This window comes from Acinetobacter sp. ANC 4805, from assembly GCF_022549495.1.
Taxonomy (GTDB): domain Bacteria; phylum Pseudomonadota; class Gammaproteobacteria; order Pseudomonadales; family Moraxellaceae; genus Acinetobacter.
This window is the reverse complement of record NZ_JAKZGD010000001.1, coordinates 493,619-510,549: the sequence shown is the minus strand read 5'-3', so window position 1 is coordinate 510,549 and position 16,931 is coordinate 493,619. Positions and strand designations below refer to the sequence as shown.

The following is a 16,931-nucleotide window of genomic DNA, read 5'->3' as shown; positions in this document are numbered from 1 at the left end:
CCTTACATCACGACTCATGGATTGACTGATCATGGATGCACTAAAGCATCGTGAATTGCTTCAACCAATTGCTGTGAGATTTCCTGTTTAGACGCTTTCTCTAATTCACGCTTTTCCATATGGTACGATTGCGCAAAGAAAACTGTCATCGCATTTTCATCTGAAGCAAAACCAATATCTGGACGTGACACGTCATTACAAGCAATCATATCCAGTTTTTTAGCGACTAATTTTCCTGCTGCATATTGCTCAACATTTTGTGTTTCAGCCGCAAAACCCACCATAAATGGACGTTGTTGTTGCTCAGCAATGGTCGCCACAATATCGGGGTTCTTCACCAAGGAAACGGCAAGTTCATCACCTGCTTTTTTAATCTTATGTTCTGCGACTTGAGCAACGCGATAATCAGCAACCGCCGCAGTTGCAATAAAGATGTCACAACCTTCTTTAAGCTGATTCATACTGACATCGAGCATTTGCATAGCAGAGCTAACATTTATTCGTTGCACACCATTCGGTGTATCCAAGCTGACTGGACCTGCAACTAAGGTCACTTTAGCACCTGCTGCATAACAAGCCGCTGCCAGTGAAAAGCCCATTTTACCTGTACTATGATTTGAAATATAACGAACAGGATCGATTGCTTCTCGGGTTGGCCCCGCAGTGATCGTGACTCGTTTACCTGCCAACAAACCAAACTTTTCAGCAATCGCACGTTGTGCTTTATGAAAATAAGCGGCAACTTGACGTGCTAAATCTTCAGGCTCAGGCATACGCCCTAAGCCAACATCACCACATGCTTGCTCACCTGCATCAGGCATAATCACATGTACACCATCTTCAACTAAGGTTTGCAGATTACGCTGAGTTGCTTTCGCTGCCCACATTTGCTGATTCATGGCTGGCGCAACCCAAACAGGTGCTTTGGTTGCTAAATATAAAGTGCTTAATAGATCATCAGCCAAACCATTGGCAAATTTTGCAATGCTGTCACAACTTGCAGGTGCAACGAGAATCAGATCAGCCCAACGCGCCAATTCGATATGTCCCATGCCTGCTTCTGCTTCAGGATTAAGCAATTCGGTATGTACAGGATTTCCTGAAAGTGCTTGAAAAGTCAGCGGGGTAATAAATGCTTGTGCGCCATGCGTCATTACGACACGGACATCAAAACCAAAGTCTTTTAAACGACGGACTAAAATCGCACTTTTATAGGCAGCAATACCGCCTGTAACCGCTAATATAATGTTTTTATGTGGAATAACACTGAGATCGAAGCTCACAAACAGGATACCTTACTGTTGCAGTGGCGCTCACAATAGCATTAAATACGGTCATACCCAAGTGATGCACTTGGAAAAATCATCATCATAAAAAAATTACGTGAATAAAAATGAATCAATCAATAAGACAATCTATCAAAGCATGGCCTGAACAAGAACGCCCACGCGAACGTTTATTATTACAAGGCGCACAAAGCCTATCTGATGCAGAACTATTGGCCATTTTTCTACGCTCAGGCTCAAAACAACACTCCGCGGTGGAACTTTCTCGGATTCTGATTCAACATTTTGGTGGATTGAATCCAATTTTTGATGCATCACTTGAAGACTTATCCCAATTTAATGGAATTGCTTCTACCAAATATGCCCAACTTATGGCGGTTAAAGAACTTGGACGGCGTTATCTACATAACTATTTTCATCAACAACGTTTATGCCTAGATACATCAACACTGGTATTGGATTATTTGCGCTACGAATTGCAAGGTGAAAAGCAGGAAGTTTTTGCTGTACTTTGTTTAGATGCTGAACTTAGAAAGCTCCATTTCAAAAAACTATTCTATGGTTCACATCATTCATGTAATGTTTCGCTGAATCAAACCTTACGTTATGCATTACAACAACAAGCCTGCCAAATTGTAGTTGCCCATAACCATCCCTATGGCATTGCTCAACCCTCAGCAGAAGATATTTATCTGACGCAGCAACTCAAACAAGCTTGTAAACTATTGGAAATTAATCTGATTGATCATTTTATTATTTCAGCAGAAGATCATTTTTCATTTTCTGAACAACAACTCCTCAACCCCACTAAAATCAAGTAATCTCATCTTGACAAAGCCCAAATCTAACCCGAACATCAACACATAAAATTAATGATTCAAATAACATGATTGTCCGTGATCAACCGAGTATTTTTAAAGTTTTATTCTCATGGCGCGGGACGATTTTGCCTAAAATTTTACCCTCGCTAGGATTTGTCATGCTTATCTCTGCCATTATTGGTGGTGTTGAGTATGTAGATCTGTATCGATTTCCAGAAATTCCTTTGGTAGGTTTTACACTGATTGGGGTTGTCCTTTCGATTTTTTTGGGTTTTAAGAATACAGCTTGTTATGATCGCTGGTGGGAAGCACGTAAGCTTTGGGGTGTTTTAATTGCAACTTCTCGTCATTTTGATCGTGACTGTCGTGTATTAACTCAGGCTCGCCGCGAACGTATTATTCAAAATGTAATTGTATTTGCGAATGTGTTACGCGACCGCTTACGTCACCAAACAGCAAATCCCACTGAACTTACAGAAACCAGTGGTCTAAGCCAGCAAGCACTAACTCAACTCTATCAACAACATAATGCACCACAATACACACTTAGCCTGATTCAATGGGAACTATTACAAGCCATGAAAGAAGGTGAAATATCAGATATTATTTATACTCAAATGAACCGCCATGTCGCGGCTTTAAGTGAAATGCAAACGGGTTGTGATCGTATTGCGAATACCCCGATTCCATTTGCCTACTCTGTTTTACTGAATCGTACTGTATATTTTTTCTGCTTTATGCTACCGTTTAGTTTGGGATCTTTATTAGGTCTAGTGACCCCACTTTTAGTCGGAATTTTGGCTTATACATTTTTGGGGTTAGATGCTTTAAGTACAGAAATTGAAGAGCCATTTGGAACACAAAGCAATGACTTGCCTTTAGATGCGATGGTACGTTCAATTGAAATTGAGTTACTGGGAACATTAGGTCGCCCAACCCCTCCACCGATTCAAGCGCATGATCATAATTTATTGTAAATTATAAATTTAGATAAACCGATGACGTTTCGTTCAGTTGTAATCAAACTCAGTATTTGATGATTTATCAAATACTGACAGCGGCAAAGATTGATTTTTAGATTAAAGAAATCATTAGATTGCAAAACCGTGAAACATCCATTGTATGCCCCATAAAATAATGATCAAAAAGATGATGATTAAATATAATTCTATTTTTTTCATGTGCAAGTTTATCTAAAACTTTCCCAAATACCTCGTTGCCCTTCTTTCACTCTAGGTGTATTCCCCAGTTTAATCCACGGCATATTTTCGCCATGAAAATCACTACCAATCGAAACAGCCAAATTATTCGATTCACTACCGATTCAAGCACATGATCATAATCTATTGTAAATTATTATTTTTTCATTTATATTGATTAAAAATTAAAATAACGCCTCTATTGAAATGAAAAAACTCTCAAAATTGACTCGACTCCCCTTTATTCCTGAAATGAATCAGGATTCTGTGTTATGTACCATTATATTTTTAATCTCTTTCCCACTAGCTTCCCTATTCTTATCTTTAGAAAAGAAGAACTTATTCTTTTTGATGTTACTAGCTTATTATCTAATCTCAATATACGCACCTCGGTTAATGATTGCAAAAGACCTAATTTTTAGAAATTTCATTGAGTTTAGAGGTGAAATTACTGAATTTTTTCCTTCAGAACATAGCAATTACTCTACTGAGATAAAAATCAATACCCAAGAAAAGATCAATCAAGATTTATCACAACACTTTTTAATGATTACACCAAATGAAATACGAAGAACCTATTTTTATCAACGGCTATTTTCTTCTCAAATACATAAGTTTTTATTAGATGATTTTGTCAATCAGCCAATCATTTTTCGCTCATTTCAACACAGTGCTTTTATTTTTGATCTCGGTCTTACTGTCAAAGCTCAATCAGGTCATGAAATTCATTTTTTCTATAAACAGTTAGAATATAGAGATCAATACAATCTAAACAAAATTTTAAAGTACAAAGATATTCATAAAGTTCAACATCATTTTGACTTTATAAAGAAAGTTCATCATTTCAAGTTAAAGTTTAGAAAAGGTGAAGTCTTAATTGATTGTGATAAAAATAAATTTATTGCAATTAATCAAATACTTGCAACCTCAGATATTCATTTCATATAGATGAAAATATGAAATACTATCCTACATCAAAGAAAGAAATTTTACCTAGAGCCATCTTAACACTAAGTCACAAATTTATTAGACCTTTTCAAAAGTATCATTTTTCATAATTTCTGGCTAGTTTAAGTACTGTCACCACAATTACATCTTTTTATATTGCTTTTGGCTTATTAAAGCATTATTCACATATTAAATGTTTATTTAAATTTTGTCTTTTTCCTTATTGTTGGATAAAAATTTTTATTCGATCACACATTAATATTAATCAAGGACTTGCAGCTTTCTTACGATTGTACACTGAAAAAATAATACCTATTTTTATAATATCACCCATCTACTCCCTTTTCTCTTACCGTTTTCTAATGTAGTTTAAATATTTAAATAACCACCAAAAAAACATAAAAGATATAAAAACAACCCAATTGAATGAATTATCCTCCACTATATAAATTTTATAATATATAAATATTACACCTAGTACCCAAGGAAAAATATGAGTTAAGAAAAACTTTATTTTATTCATATTTTACCACCTATGGAAAATTTGGACTTGTAATTAATTTGGTAATTGAAGTACCTATTGCCTTGCCGAGCTAAAACAAATTAGTACCTCATTAAAGGTCATGACCTTATATGACTTATCCAAACAGCCTAAAAATATGCGTTGGGTACTTTTTACTTTATCAGGAATCTTTTTTAGATTAACCATATTGCATACTCTTTTTATATTTTTTGCAATTTTCATGTTGATTGCTGCATTACTTACTAAATTCGTCACTTCCCGATTTGATTATCTAAAAATTTTGAAGAATGATTAAATATAATTCTATTTTTTTCATGTGCAAGTTTATCTAAAACTTTCCCAAATACCTCGTTGCCCTTCTTTAACTCTAGGTGTATTCCCCAGTTTAATCCACGGCATATTTTCGCCATGAAAATCACTACCAATCGAAACAGCCAAATCAAACTGCTGAATCATTCGATCGACCATTTGACGTGTTGAAGCGGGTTCTACACTCGGAGGAAGTTCAACAGCATCTCCACCCGATTCAGCAAATAACTCAATCAAATAACGGATATTAGTAGCAGATAAATCATAACGTGTTGGATGCGCTAAAACAGCGAAGCCTTGACTCGCATGAATCACATCAATGGTTTCTTTGAGTCCAATACCATCGAATTTCACAAAAGCCTTTTTGCCCTCTTTAAGAAACCGATCGAATGCTTGTTGCGGACGACTGACAATATTTTTCTCTACCAATGCTTTGGCGATATGCGTTCGTGTTACACGGTCTGCTTGCCCATCGACCTTGGCAACTACATCAGGATAAATATCAAAATCAATACATTTCTCTAATAAGCTACAGATGACTTTGGCACGCTCAGCACGAACTTTTTTCTGATTTTCAAGCATCTCTCTGATCGGTGCTTCATCTTGCATATTCAGTGCCACAATATGTACACCATAACTCTTTTTAGTATTCGGTCGTGACCATTGACTGGATATTTCCGTACCAGAAACTATTTGAATATCATGATCTTGAGCATAGTTTTTGGCACGATTTAAACCGTCCATCGTGTCATGATCAGTGACCGCAAGTGTATGTATTTTTAAGTCAACAGCTGCTTGTACCAGTTGCTCAGGAGAGTAAGTACCATCTGAAATGAGAGTATGAGTATGTAAATCGACACCGAACATGGTTTGTATTATGCTATCTGACCTATTTCATCATCGTACTGTAACATGAAAGCGTTGCTCGACTATCTGCCGATTATTATCTTCTTTTATTTTTATAAAACCACTGATCCAAAAGATAGTCACCATCCTTTATTAGAGCTTGTTGGTAGTGCTGGAAATACTGACCAAAATCATATCCTTGTTGCAACCTGTGCCCTACTCATTTCAACCCTTGTTGTTTACGGCTGTCTGTTCTTTTTTCAGAAATTTAAACTGGAAAAAATGCAATGGTTTATTGTTGTAATGTCGGTGATTTTTGGTGGAATCACACTCGTATTCAGTGATGTAACTTACATTAAAATGAAAGCGATCATCATCAATGTCGGTATCGGAATAGGCTTCCTCGTCACCCCATTATTTAATAAAGAACGTACCCCAATTATTAAAAAACTTCTCGGTTCATTACTCGAATTAAGTCATCAAGGTTGGATGCGATTAAACTTGGCATGGTGTGGGCAATTCTTTTTACTCGCTACATTACATTTCTTCTTTGGTTTTATTTATATGCAAGGTAAATATTGGGGTGAATTCACCGCTTTCGGCGATATTATCGTTTCCATCAGTTACCTTGCTGCTATACTCTTTTTCTGTAGAAAGCATTTTAAAACGACTGACTAAATTCTGAATCATTGAGCAACGACTATGCCTTATTTTGTCCTGACTTGTACTGATCGTGAAGGTACGCTTGAAAAACGTTTAGCAACTCGTCCACAGCATGTTGAACGATTACAAAAATTGGATGATGAAGGACGTTTAGTCGCCGCAGGTGCGCACCCTAAAGATCCGAATGATCCACAAGCAGGCTTTTTAGGCAGTACGATTATTGTTGAATTTGATAACCGTGAATCATTAGATGAATGGATTCAGGAAGAGCCATTTTTAAAAGAAGGGATTTACGAGAAAATTGACGTTAAACCTTTCAACAAAGCTTTTCCAAAAGGGTAAATCATGCACGTTGTAGTCAAAAGCTTTTTCGCTTTGTGTTTACTGAGTTCACCAGCATGGGCCGTTGAACCAACAACACCTACTGCTCCAACAACAGCTGTAGTACAACCTAAACCGACTTCAACAGCAACTCCAACCAATCCGATAGCGACAGCAAAACCCTTAACTGCGGAACAAATTGCCAAAGCCAAACAGCAGCAAGAAGCCAAAGTCAAAGCTCTTATTCAAGATCAAGCCAATCGTTTGAAACAACTTGAACACGCTAACTTGGAAGCACTTTCTCAGAACCAAGAATTACAGCTAAAAAATGATAGCTTAATCGTACAAGTGCAGGTTTTACAAAGCGAACGTAGCGCACAAATGTTTTTATATGGTGCCATGACGATTGCTGTTGGTGTAATTCTCGGTTTCTTTATTGCCAGTTATGTTTACACTAAACGTCGTCGTCAGTGGTAAGAACTCAAGCTTTTATTTATGTCTCACTTATCAGAATTACAAACTGCTGAATTGGACTGGGAACTGGTCGATGGTATTGAAGTTCCCATTTCCAAACAATTCGGCGATGTCTACTTTTCCAAAGATAATGGTTTGCTTGAAACCCGTCATGTATTTTTAAATGGCAATGATTTAGCTGAACGTCTTTCTCAACTAAATAATTATCAATATTTCTGTGTGGGTGAAACAGGCTTTGGGACTGGGTTGAATATTTTGACGCTATGGCAACTGTGGCAGCAAATACGCCCAAATAATCATAGTCATTTACATGTGATCAGTGTAGAAAAATTCCCTCTCAGTAAAGCAGACCTGATCCGCGCACTAAATGTCTGGACTGAACTCAAACCTTTTGCAGAAAAATTAATTGAACAATATCCATTACCGATCGCAGGCTGCCATCGTTTAAGCTTTCCTGATGAACGCTTTAGCATCGATTTATGGCTAGGTGATGCCCAAGATATTTTCCCAAGTATCCCAAAAACCCAAGCAGTGAATGCATGGTTTCTCGATGGCTTTGCCCCCTCTTGTAACCCTGATATGTGGCAAGAAAATGTATTAAATCACATTGTACGTCTATCTGACTTTGGGACGACTTTCGCATCATTTAGTGTCGCAGGCATTTTAAAACGTGGGCTTAAACAACACGGCATTCAAATCAGTCGCCCACGCGGTTTTGGTCATAAACGAGAAATGCTCAAAGCCATTTGGCTAAATGCTTCACAAGAAGAAGCCGACACTGCCGATTCGAAGCAAGACATAACGATTCAAAATGAATCTGAAACAGCAAGCTCAACGGCGGCACAGCGACAGATTGCGATTATTGGCGCAGGAATCGCAGGTTTAAGCTCAGCATGGACATTTGCTCAACGAGGGCATCAAGTCACGATCTACGAGCAAAATGAGCCGCTTTCAGGTGCTTCTGGCAATCCGCTGGCGTTGCTCAACCCAAAACTATGCCCGATTGAACAGGCACATGAACACTTGATGACCTTGAGTTGGCAACATGCGTTGAATTTTTATTCCCGTTTCAAGGCATTTAAACCGATTCAAGTACAGCAGATTGCATTAAAAGATGCAGATGAACTGCTAGGACTGGTTGAGCAATATCCTGAAAACGTTTTAACTGCAAATACAACGCTTGAATGCTTTCCTGAAACAGAGCTTCCAAGTCTGACCTTACATGAAGCAGGTGCAGTTTCCCCTCATCAGCTTCGTGACGAAATTTTGCAACATCCAAATATCAGCATAAAAAAAGCAAAAATTTCTCGTTTAGAGCCGATTAAACACCAAACCATGCTCTGGCAAGATCAACAAAGTATTGCTAGAGCAGATCATGTGATTGTCTGTTGTGCCAAGCAAAGTTCTGAATTATTTGAAAATTATCCTGTACTAAAACCGATTCGTGGACAAGTGAGTTGGGTTGAAAATACCAACCAGCCTCTAGCGCCCAATCAAGCCCATAGTTATGGTGGCTACTGTATGCAACTGGATACATCACAAATGATATTGGGCGCATCTTTTTATCCCAATCGTGATGATACCGAAATCTTAAGAGAAGACCATGTGCATAACTATGAACTTATCCACAGTGTTTTTCCAACCTACGCCGAACAACTCCCATCTGTAGATAGATGGCAAGGGCGAGCTTCTGTACGTGCCCAAAGTTTGGATTACTTTCCTTTGGTTGGGAAAATACAAAATACGGATGACATTTATACTTTTGCAGGCTTAGGTTCCAAAGGCTTCTTATTTACGCCATTGTGTAGTGAAATTTTGGCGGCATTGATCTTAGGTGAGCTTTGTCCAGTACCACAAAATTTATTGGATAAGTTGAATCCTCAGCGATTCCAGAAGAAAGTCAAAATCAAAAAACCGTATTTTTCAGCTTAAATTGTTGTTTTTAATATCATTTAAATCTAAACATTTTACTTTGCCAAAATACCCACAAGTATTTTGGCAAATTTTCGAGTGAATTAAGCGCCCTGTTCTAAAGCAAAGCCTGCATCACGTGCTGCACGTGTGCCACCCATGAGTACAACATATTCACGAGAACCATCAAGACTGTCTAGGATTTCTGCTGCACGAGGTGCTTTGCTACCGCCACCACATAGAATATAAATCGGCTGATCCGTTGCAACTTGAGTCAAACTATCCACAGTGATTTCAGTAATTGGGCGATTCACCGCCCCTTTGACATGAGCCTCTGTATACGCTCTGGTATCTCGGACATCCCAAATGATGGCACCCTCTGGGAACTCAAATGTTGTAATTTCTTGTTTACGGATCATTGCACACTCCTTTAGATGTAAACAACACTTGGCAAATGAAGAAAACACCCTTAGCATCTCAGATATTCTTTCCCTTTGTAAAGGTCTAACCATGCCTTCTTTTGATATTGTTTCTGAATTAGAGTTATTTGAAGTCAATCATGCTGTACAAAATACAGAAAAAGAGATTGCAACACGTTTTGACTTCCGTGGACAAGACGTTTCAATCGAGTTAAATGAAAAAAATAAGGAAATCAAAATTTCAACTGAAAGTGATTTCCAATGCGAACAAGTCTATAGCATGCTTGAAAACCACTTCTTTAAACGTAAAATCGACATTCAAGCTTTAGATCCACAAAAAGCAACCGCTTCAGGTAAAAATGTAGTTCAAGTAATCAAGCTAAAAGATGGACTTGACTCAGATACTGCAAAAAAAATTAATAAAGCCATTAAAGAAAGCGGTATCAAAGCGCAATCTTCTATTCAAGGAGACAAAATCCGTGTCACAGATAAAAAGCGCGATACGTTACAACAAGTCATGAACTTTTTACGTGAACAACAATTTGGTCTGCCACTTCAATTTAATAATTTCAAAGACTAAGCAATAGGTTCACTATGGCAAAAGATAACCGTCTTTATACGTTGGTTAAAACGACTTCTAAATTTCCCAAAGGCATCCGTAGTACGCTATGGAGTACAGCTTTTGGTCGTATTGTTCCGATGGTAGGAACAGCGAATATTCGCTATTTAGAAGTCGATAAAGATCATGTCACTGTTCGTATTGAAAACCAACGTAATATGCAAAATCATATTAAAGGTGTTCATGCAGCAGCAATGGCTTTATTGGCTGAAACTGCAACAGGTTTTTTAACAGGTTTGCATATTCCTGATGATCGGATCTTGTTGATTAAATCACTACATGTCGATTATTTAAAAGTTGCACAAGGCGGTTTAACTGCAACAGCAACCTTATCGGCAGATCAACAGAAGTTTATTGCTGAAAATGACAAAGGCGAGTTATTGATTCCAGTAACGGTAATTGATGATGCTGCTAACCAACCTATCCAATGCCAAATGCTTTGGGCTTGGTTACCAAAACGTAAAAAGTAGTTTTATCTCCCTAAACATTTAAACCGAGCGAATTACTTCACTTGGTTTAAATGGAATAAGCTCAATCTATTCTTTTGCTTTAACGACCTTGTAGCTTCGCATAATCGATAAGAACATTTGCAGCTTCGGTAATAAACGTTTCTTCTTCAGGCAAAGCTGGGCGTAAATAGGCTTTCATTTTGGCACGTGATTCAATTAATGCATCAATAGAAGCTTGATAACTTTCCCAATTGGCATAAGGCGCTTGCCCTGTCGCTACACGGCGTTGATTTTCAGCATTCAGTGTCTGTTTTTCCAAATCACTCAACTCAGCTCGACGTTGACGAATATCCAATTCCACTTTCTTCTGATCAGAACTCTTTTGTGCAATCAATTTTCGTGCTTCTAAATAACTGAATTGAGAGTCAGCTTTGACTCGTTGTTCAGACGCTTGAACAAGTTTAGTAATATAAGGTTGTACAGAACCTTCTCGTTTAAACGGTGCTGTTGGAATCGTATCCCATTTCAAAGCATTCTTCGCCTTACGCTCACCAAACTCTTCATTGTAAATATCAACCAATTTGATATCAGGAATCACGCCTTTGTTCTGCGTACTTCCACCTGTAACACGATAGAATTTGCGCTGTGTTAAAGTTGCTTGTCCATGTGCTAATGAATCTAACTGAACTTGAGCTGTTCCTTTCCCCGTTGTTGTACTACCAATGATAATGCCACGCTCATAATCTTGGATTGCGGCAGAATAAATTTCACTCGCAGAAGCCGATGCTAGGTTTACTAAAACTGCAATTGGACCAGCATAAATTTGTGCTCCTCCATCCGTATCTTCAAACACATTCACATTGCCATTACCATCACGGATTTGTACGACAGGACCCGATTTAATCACCTGACCAAGCATACGAGCTACTTCTTCTAAAGAACCGCCTGGATCATTACGTAAATCAACCAAAATCCCTTCAACCTTCTTAGCTTTGAGAGACTCAAAGGCTTTCGCTGTGTCCTCTGAAACTGAACGATATTCAGCGCCTGCCCGACGTGAACGATAATCGAAATAGAATGATGGAATTTCAATTACACCAAAAACATGTTGCTTGCCATCACGTGTAATCTCAACCGTACGAGAGCGAACCCCAGCATCTTCTTCCTGAATCACATCTCGGACCAAGCTGACATTACGTGCTTGACTCATCGAAGCACCAGCACCGAGTAAGCGAACCGTTACCTTAGTGCCTCGTTTACCACGAATTAACCCAACAATTTCTGAGCTCGACCAACCAATGACATCAACCATCTTCTCGCCATCTTGAGCCACCCCAATGATACGATCACCTGATTTTACTTGCCCAGATTTGCTCGCTGGGCCACCTTCAACAATCGTTTCGATCTTAGTATAGTCCTCATTGCCTCGCTCTGGACGAATTGAAACCCCAATACCTTCAAGTTGTAAGGTCGTTTGACGATTTAGCTCCATCGCATCAATAGGAGGATAATAATTACTATGTGGATCATACGTTGCAAGCATGGCATTGAGTGTTTTATCTAAGACATCATCACTCTTGACACGCCCCATGCGTTCTAACTGGCGTGTATAACGTTTCGTGAGCGTCTGAACTGGTGTTAAATCTTCCGGCCCAGTTAAGTCCTGACCGTTAGCAAGCGATGGATCAGCTTTCAACGCTTTTTGTTTCGCCTGTTCTTCCTCTTTACTGATGGTTAAATTAATCAGTTGTGAAACTAACATTTTCTGCCAGTGTGCTTGTTGCTCAGCATCTGTCGGAAAATAAGCTGCTTTTTCACGATCAATATCAAGATAAGCACCTTTTTGTTGTAAGTTTTGTGGCTTCTTCAACTCAGCCAACATAAACATATAAAACTGTTTTAAGCGCTCACGATATTGCTCATGAATGGCAAAAGGTCCTGTTAAGTTTCCAGCTTTTAAAGAACTACCAAAATTTGAACCATATTTATTCTTATATTCTGTAACTTCACTGCTCAGAAATAATGAATGATCTGGATCTAAGCTATCCAAATACATATCTAGGATACGATTTGATGTCGCAGCATCCAAACGCATATTTAGATAATGCTGACGATCAACTAATGTTGCCAACTGACGTGTGACCAATGCTTGTTCTTGTGATGGCTTGATCACGGTTGAAACAACAGGAGCTTCCGTTGCCGCAAATGCCTCATTCATTGTATGAGAGAAAAATAAACCACCAGTCGCAATTGCAACTGCACACGCTATCATTTGAAGTTTCATAAAATTTTGGTACTTCCTTGGATATGGCAATTATTACATGCTAGTACGATCAATATGAACGTATTTCATTCAATATTTTTTACCAAACTATAGTACGGATTTGTCATTATAAATAAATGACCAACAAGCACTTATCATCAATATCATGTAGTTTTATCATATTCTGTACTGACAAAATGTAGCAAATCATTGCACAATTTAACTATCACTTTTTTACATCAAAATTCAAATGGAATCTATATGATCGGCGCATTGATGCTAGATATTGCTGGCACAGAACTTACTCAAGAAGATATTGAACTATTACAAGCTCCGCAAGTCGGTGGCATGATTTTATTTGCACGAAATATTGAGTCGCCTCAACAAGTTCGTGCTTTAACAGATCATATGCGTCAAATTCGCCCAGAGATCCTCATTGCAGTGGATCAAGAAGGTGGTCGTGTGCAGCGTTTAAGACAAGGTTTTACCTTATTACCTGCAATGGGTCGACTTGGTGAACATTATCTACATCATCCACAACAAGCGACAGAACTTGCTGAACAATGTGGTTGGTTAATGGCAATCGAAGTCCTCGCCGTGGGTATTGATTTTAGCTTCGCCCCTGTTTTAGACCTCAATGACATTAGTGATGTGATCGGTGATCGTGGCTTTGCTAAAAATATACAAGATATCGTGCCATTGGCAGATGCGTTTATGCGTGGAATGAAAAAAGCAGGTATGGCAACGACTGGAAAACACTTTCCTGGACACGGTTCTGTGAAAGCCGATTCGCACGTTGCAGCGGCGATTGATAGCCGTTCATATCAAGAAATTCATGACAAAGACATGCAAAGTTTTATCAAGTTGATGCCTCAGCTTGATGCACTGATGCCAGCGCATGTGATTTATGATCAAGTCGATCCAAACCCAGCAGGCTTCTCTCCGTTCTGGCTACAAAATATTTTACGTCAGCAACTTAAATTTGACGGCGTCCTATTCTCTGATGACCTGAGTATGCAAGCTGCATGTGTTGCTGGCGGTGCTGATGCGCGTATTCAAGCTGCCTTAAATGCTGGGTGTGATATGGGTTTAGTGTGTAATGACCGTGCCGCAGCATGTACAGCCTTAGATGGTATCGAGAAGCTTGCTTTACCAAATCAACAACGCCTAGAACGTATGCGCGGTAAAATCCCAAATATCCAAGTGGACACGACACTTTGTTTGGATGAAAATTGGCAGAACGTGAAAAAAGTCATTGAAGACTTTAAGAATTCGTTTTAATTTGTTCTGCAACTTAGATTAATTCTGATTCAATAAGCTAGAATTGCCTCAGAAATAATGCGACATCAAATATTTTTTGTATAAGCAATACCTTACTTTTGAAGGATCAAAAGTAACAAAAATCCGTCGTTGGTCAGAGGGTACATCCTGAGCCATTTCAAAGCAAAGCTTTGAAAACAGCGCAAGGCTGACCAACGGAGGCATTCATGCCGCTCCACGATAGTCAATAACAAACTTAAAGTCTTATTTGGTTAAAAGAATCTTCAATTTAATAAAGATTTATTTCTCTTCTCCAAATAAGATAAAAACAGAGTCTAGGACAGATGACACAACAACTTTCGAAACATCGCCATATTTCATTTACGGCACATTATACAGGCTATATTTGGTATCAAATGGGCATCTCCCATCCTGCATTCGCAACAGCTAAAGGAAAAACACTGGCGGCATTAGTTCATCCCATTGAGAGTTGGGCTGAAAAGTATGTCGGGGGTAGCATGCGGACAACATTAAAACAACGTCATACCATGCTTGATGCTCATTTGGAAGAATTGATCCAACAACATCCAGACCTACAAGTACTTGAAATTGCATGTGGTTTATCACCACGTGGTTGGTGGTTTAGACAACATCATCCAAATATTTGTTATCGTGAACTTGATTTACCTGATATGGCTGCGACGAAGCAAGCAGCATTACAACAAATTGAACCGCATGTCGATGATGTACTGTCTGTCGATTTATTCACAGAGGCTTTTGCCAATGTGTTTAAACTATTCGATCCTAAACGACCTTTAGTGATTATTAGTGAAGGCTTAATCAACTACTTCGAAAAACCCCTACTTCAGCAACTCATTCAAGCAATCGCAACTTATGGCAGCGATTTCAAAGAACTGCACTATTTGACTGATCTTTATCCTGAACCAACGCAAAATAAGTTAGCAACCATTATCTGGAATAGCAGTCGCTTATTGAAATTGATGTCACGCAGTGCGTTTAGTTTTCATTTCAAAACACCAGCAGAAGTCGAAAGCTTTTTCCATGAAGCAGGTTTCAAGCAAGTCGACGTACTTCAACCTAAACAGTTCTTCGATCAAACCCGCTTGGAAAACGATCAACAACATTTAGGTGATCTTGTTTGGATGATCCAAGCAACCAATAAATAAAACCCATAAAAAAAGAGAAGTGGTGATTCCACTTCTCTTTTAAAATTTAATCCAAATCATTCAGCTTGCTTTTGACGCTCAATAAAACGAGACAAACGATCCGCAACATCGAAACTACCATGTTTAAACAAGATACGTAAACCCTGTTCCGTTGCCTCAAATGTTAAACATTCTATTTTAAACTCACCTTCTTCATCAGCTAAATGTAAGGCTAAATCTCGTGGATGTTGGCTAACAAAATTGAGCTGATCCAAATGATCAAGTTTTAAGTACACGCCAAAGAACGTAATATCTACAATCTTTACTGCTACTTCGGTATCTGAATGTCGATGTGATAATTTAGTGTCTGGTTTTAAAACAGGGATACGTTCTTCACCGCGGCGCTCAATGTTCTTCATCTGTTCGCGGTTCATTGGAATAATACCATCAAGATTGTCGATGGACTCTCCCTTTAAAAACGTAGTAAAAAGCGTCATCGTTTCTTTGCGGCGTTGTAATTGTGGAACATGGTCTGCATTGGCAATCAACGCAAATTCCACATTATTACATTGCAAAGCAAAGTCAGCATTTTCATGTGGCAAAGTAAAACTATCATACTGCCCTGCTGCAACAAGGGTTTTACACTGCGCAACAGGTACATTGCTTAAACGGAGTAGTCGATTGCAATTAATCTCGTAACGCTCACGTTCTGTTGCAGTAAATTCCGCCATTTGTCTGAAGAACAAACGCTTTGCAGTTGGAGACATCCGCGTTTTATCAAGTTTGGCATGATTCACGAGATATAAAATAACCGCTTGACCAAACTCCTCCATACGATCTTCACGCATCAAATGCAGAGATTCTTCGAGTAGCATACGCCAACTTTTGCGTGTCTTCTGCATCACACCCATCAGCACCATGCGATCAATCAGCTCAGGACGTTGATGAGCAAATGAAGATGCAACCACAGAGCCTAAAGACATTCCCATGACTGAAACTTTATCAATACCAACAATATCCAGCCATTGACCTAACATTTTTGATAAATCTGGTAATTCAAGCATTCCAGCCGATTCACCAGTATCAACATTACAAATCTGTTGATTTGCGCCCATTGAAGGTAAATCGATCAAAATGACAGGCCCACTCTCAAAGAGTTGTTCAACACAATACTTATAAGAGTTAAAATTCTGAAATGCGCCTCCGACAATTACAATTGGCGTGTTGTAGATCGTTTTAGGATCTGCAATTGCCATATATTCAATTTTCCAACCATCTATCCATGTAGTACGCGCTGGTTGTTTAAAACTGTTTTTATTGTAAATATCGAAAAAACCAAAGCCCGTGTAGGTATGGTTTAAATCCGAGTCCATTTGGATTATGGAATTCATATCCTTCCTCCATCCTTGTTTATTTTTTTGCTGCAAACAGTCTCATTTTTAGTGAGTTCTACT

16 protein-coding genes and 1 pseudogene are annotated in these 16,931 nt (G+C 38.6%); 11 read left to right on the top strand and 6 right to left on the bottom strand.

Translation table 11 applies throughout. The features are described 5' to 3' along the window. Positions 1 to 29 precede the first annotated feature (29 nt). Positions 30 to 1,283 carry a bifunctional phosphopantothenoylcysteine decarboxylase/phosphopantothenate--cysteine ligase CoaBC gene (coaBC, locus tag MMP60_RS02465; protein WP_018677666.1) on the bottom strand — a complete coding sequence of 418 codons (1,254 nt, stop codon included), beginning with the start codon at positions 1,281 to 1,283 and terminating at the stop codon, positions 30 to 32. A gap of 110 nt (positions 1,284 to 1,393) precedes the next feature. On the opposite strand from coaBC, the gene radC reads away from it, so the two are divergent. Together radC and MMP60_RS02455 are read left to right on the top strand one after the other, a co-directional pair. Then, positions 1,394 to 2,107, top strand: coding sequence for a DNA repair protein RadC (radC, locus tag MMP60_RS02460; protein WP_241334798.1), 714 nt, complete (start codon positions 1,394 to 1,396; stop codon positions 2,105 to 2,107). A gap of 65 nt (positions 2,108 to 2,172) precedes the next feature. Further along, a complete protein-coding gene (locus tag MMP60_RS02455; RefSeq protein WP_004664130.1) occupies positions 2,173 to 3,084 on the top strand; it encodes a bestrophin family protein in 912 nt (303 codons plus the stop codon). A 212-nt stretch (positions 3,085 to 3,296) separates the two neighbouring features. On the opposite strand, the pseudogene MMP60_RS02450 reads toward MMP60_RS02455, so the two are convergent. After that, a pseudogene (locus tag MMP60_RS02450) lies at positions 3,297 to 3,410 on the bottom strand (phosphatase); the annotation flags it as partial. 103 nt (positions 3,411 to 3,513) lie between these two features. Between MMP60_RS02450 and MMP60_RS02445 the strand changes: the two are divergent. Next, positions 3,514 to 4,254: a hypothetical protein gene (locus tag MMP60_RS02445; protein ID WP_241334797.1), complete on the top strand. Its 741-nt coding sequence runs from the start codon at positions 3,514 to 3,516 to the stop codon at positions 4,252 to 4,254. 847 nt (positions 4,255 to 5,101) lie between these two features. Here the strand turns inward: MMP60_RS02445 and MMP60_RS02440 are convergent. Further along, positions 5,102 to 5,953 (bottom strand): PHP domain-containing protein, encoded by an 852-nt coding sequence (locus tag MMP60_RS02440; protein ID WP_241334796.1) that lies wholly within the window; start codon positions 5,951 to 5,953, stop codon positions 5,102 to 5,104. Between the two features lie 45 nt (positions 5,954 to 5,998). On the opposite strand from MMP60_RS02440, the gene MMP60_RS02435 reads away from it, so the two are divergent. From MMP60_RS02435 to mnmC, 4 genes are read left to right on the top strand one after another with little or no spacing between them, the layout of a single operon-like run. Further along, complete coding sequence (locus MMP60_RS02435; protein ID WP_241334795.1) at positions 5,999 to 6,610, top strand: septation protein IspZ; 612 nt, start codon at positions 5,999 to 6,001, stop codon at positions 6,608 to 6,610. A 24-nt stretch (positions 6,611 to 6,634) separates the two neighbouring features. Further along, positions 6,635 to 6,937 carry a YciI family protein gene (locus MMP60_RS02430; protein WP_241334794.1) on the top strand — a complete coding sequence of 101 codons (303 nt, stop codon included), beginning with the start codon at positions 6,635 to 6,637 and terminating at the stop codon, positions 6,935 to 6,937. Between the two features lie 3 nt (positions 6,938 to 6,940). Further along, on the top strand, positions 6,941 to 7,393 hold the full coding sequence (locus MMP60_RS02425) for a hypothetical protein (RefSeq protein WP_241334793.1): 453 nt from the start codon (positions 6,941 to 6,943) through the stop codon (positions 7,391 to 7,393). An 18-nt stretch (positions 7,394 to 7,411) separates the two neighbouring features. Then, positions 7,412 to 9,322 (top strand): FAD-dependent 5-carboxymethylaminomethyl-2-thiouridine(34) oxidoreductase MnmC, encoded by a 1,911-nt coding sequence (mnmC, locus tag MMP60_RS02420; protein WP_241334792.1) that lies wholly within the window; start codon positions 7,412 to 7,414, stop codon positions 9,320 to 9,322. 83 nt (positions 9,323 to 9,405) lie between these two features. Here mnmC and MMP60_RS02415 read toward each other — a convergent pair whose 3' ends face one another. Next, positions 9,406 to 9,720, bottom strand: coding sequence for a rhodanese-like domain-containing protein (locus tag MMP60_RS02415; protein ID WP_241334791.1), 315 nt, complete (start codon positions 9,718 to 9,720; stop codon positions 9,406 to 9,408). A gap of 91 nt (positions 9,721 to 9,811) precedes the next feature. Here MMP60_RS02415 and MMP60_RS02410 point away from each other — a divergent pair, with 91 nt between their 5' ends. Both MMP60_RS02410 and MMP60_RS02405 read left to right on the top strand, forming a co-directional pair. After that, entirely contained in the window at positions 9,812 to 10,300 is a 489-nt protein-coding gene (locus MMP60_RS02410) for a YajQ family cyclic di-GMP-binding protein (RefSeq protein WP_005051404.1), read from the top strand. Between the two features lie 14 nt (positions 10,301 to 10,314). Further along, positions 10,315 to 10,809, top strand: coding sequence for a DUF4442 domain-containing protein (locus tag MMP60_RS02405; RefSeq protein ID WP_241334790.1), 495 nt, complete (start codon positions 10,315 to 10,317; stop codon positions 10,807 to 10,809). Between the two features lie 79 nt (positions 10,810 to 10,888). On the opposite strand, the gene MMP60_RS02400 is transcribed toward MMP60_RS02405, so the two are convergent. Next, positions 10,889 to 13,072, bottom strand: a complete 2,184-nt coding sequence (locus MMP60_RS02400; RefSeq protein ID WP_241334789.1) for a carboxy terminal-processing peptidase — start codon at positions 13,070 to 13,072, stop codon at positions 10,889 to 10,891. A gap of 240 nt (positions 13,073 to 13,312) precedes the next feature. On the opposite strand from MMP60_RS02400, the gene nagZ reads away from it, so the two are divergent. Beyond that, entirely contained in the window at positions 13,313 to 14,332 is a 1,020-nt protein-coding gene (gene nagZ / locus MMP60_RS02395; RefSeq protein WP_241334788.1) for a beta-N-acetylhexosaminidase, read from the top strand. 323 nt (positions 14,333 to 14,655) lie between these two features. Further along, positions 14,656 to 15,498 (top strand): class I SAM-dependent methyltransferase, encoded by an 843-nt coding sequence (locus MMP60_RS02390; protein WP_241334787.1) that lies wholly within the window; start codon positions 14,656 to 14,658, stop codon positions 15,496 to 15,498. 56 nt (positions 15,499 to 15,554) lie between these two features. Here the strand turns inward: MMP60_RS02390 and MMP60_RS02385 are convergent, their stop codons facing one another. Further along, entirely contained in the window at positions 15,555 to 16,868 is a 1,314-nt protein-coding gene (locus MMP60_RS02385; protein ID WP_241334786.1) for an alpha/beta hydrolase, read from the bottom strand. Positions 16,869 to 16,931: the final 63 nt, after the last annotated feature.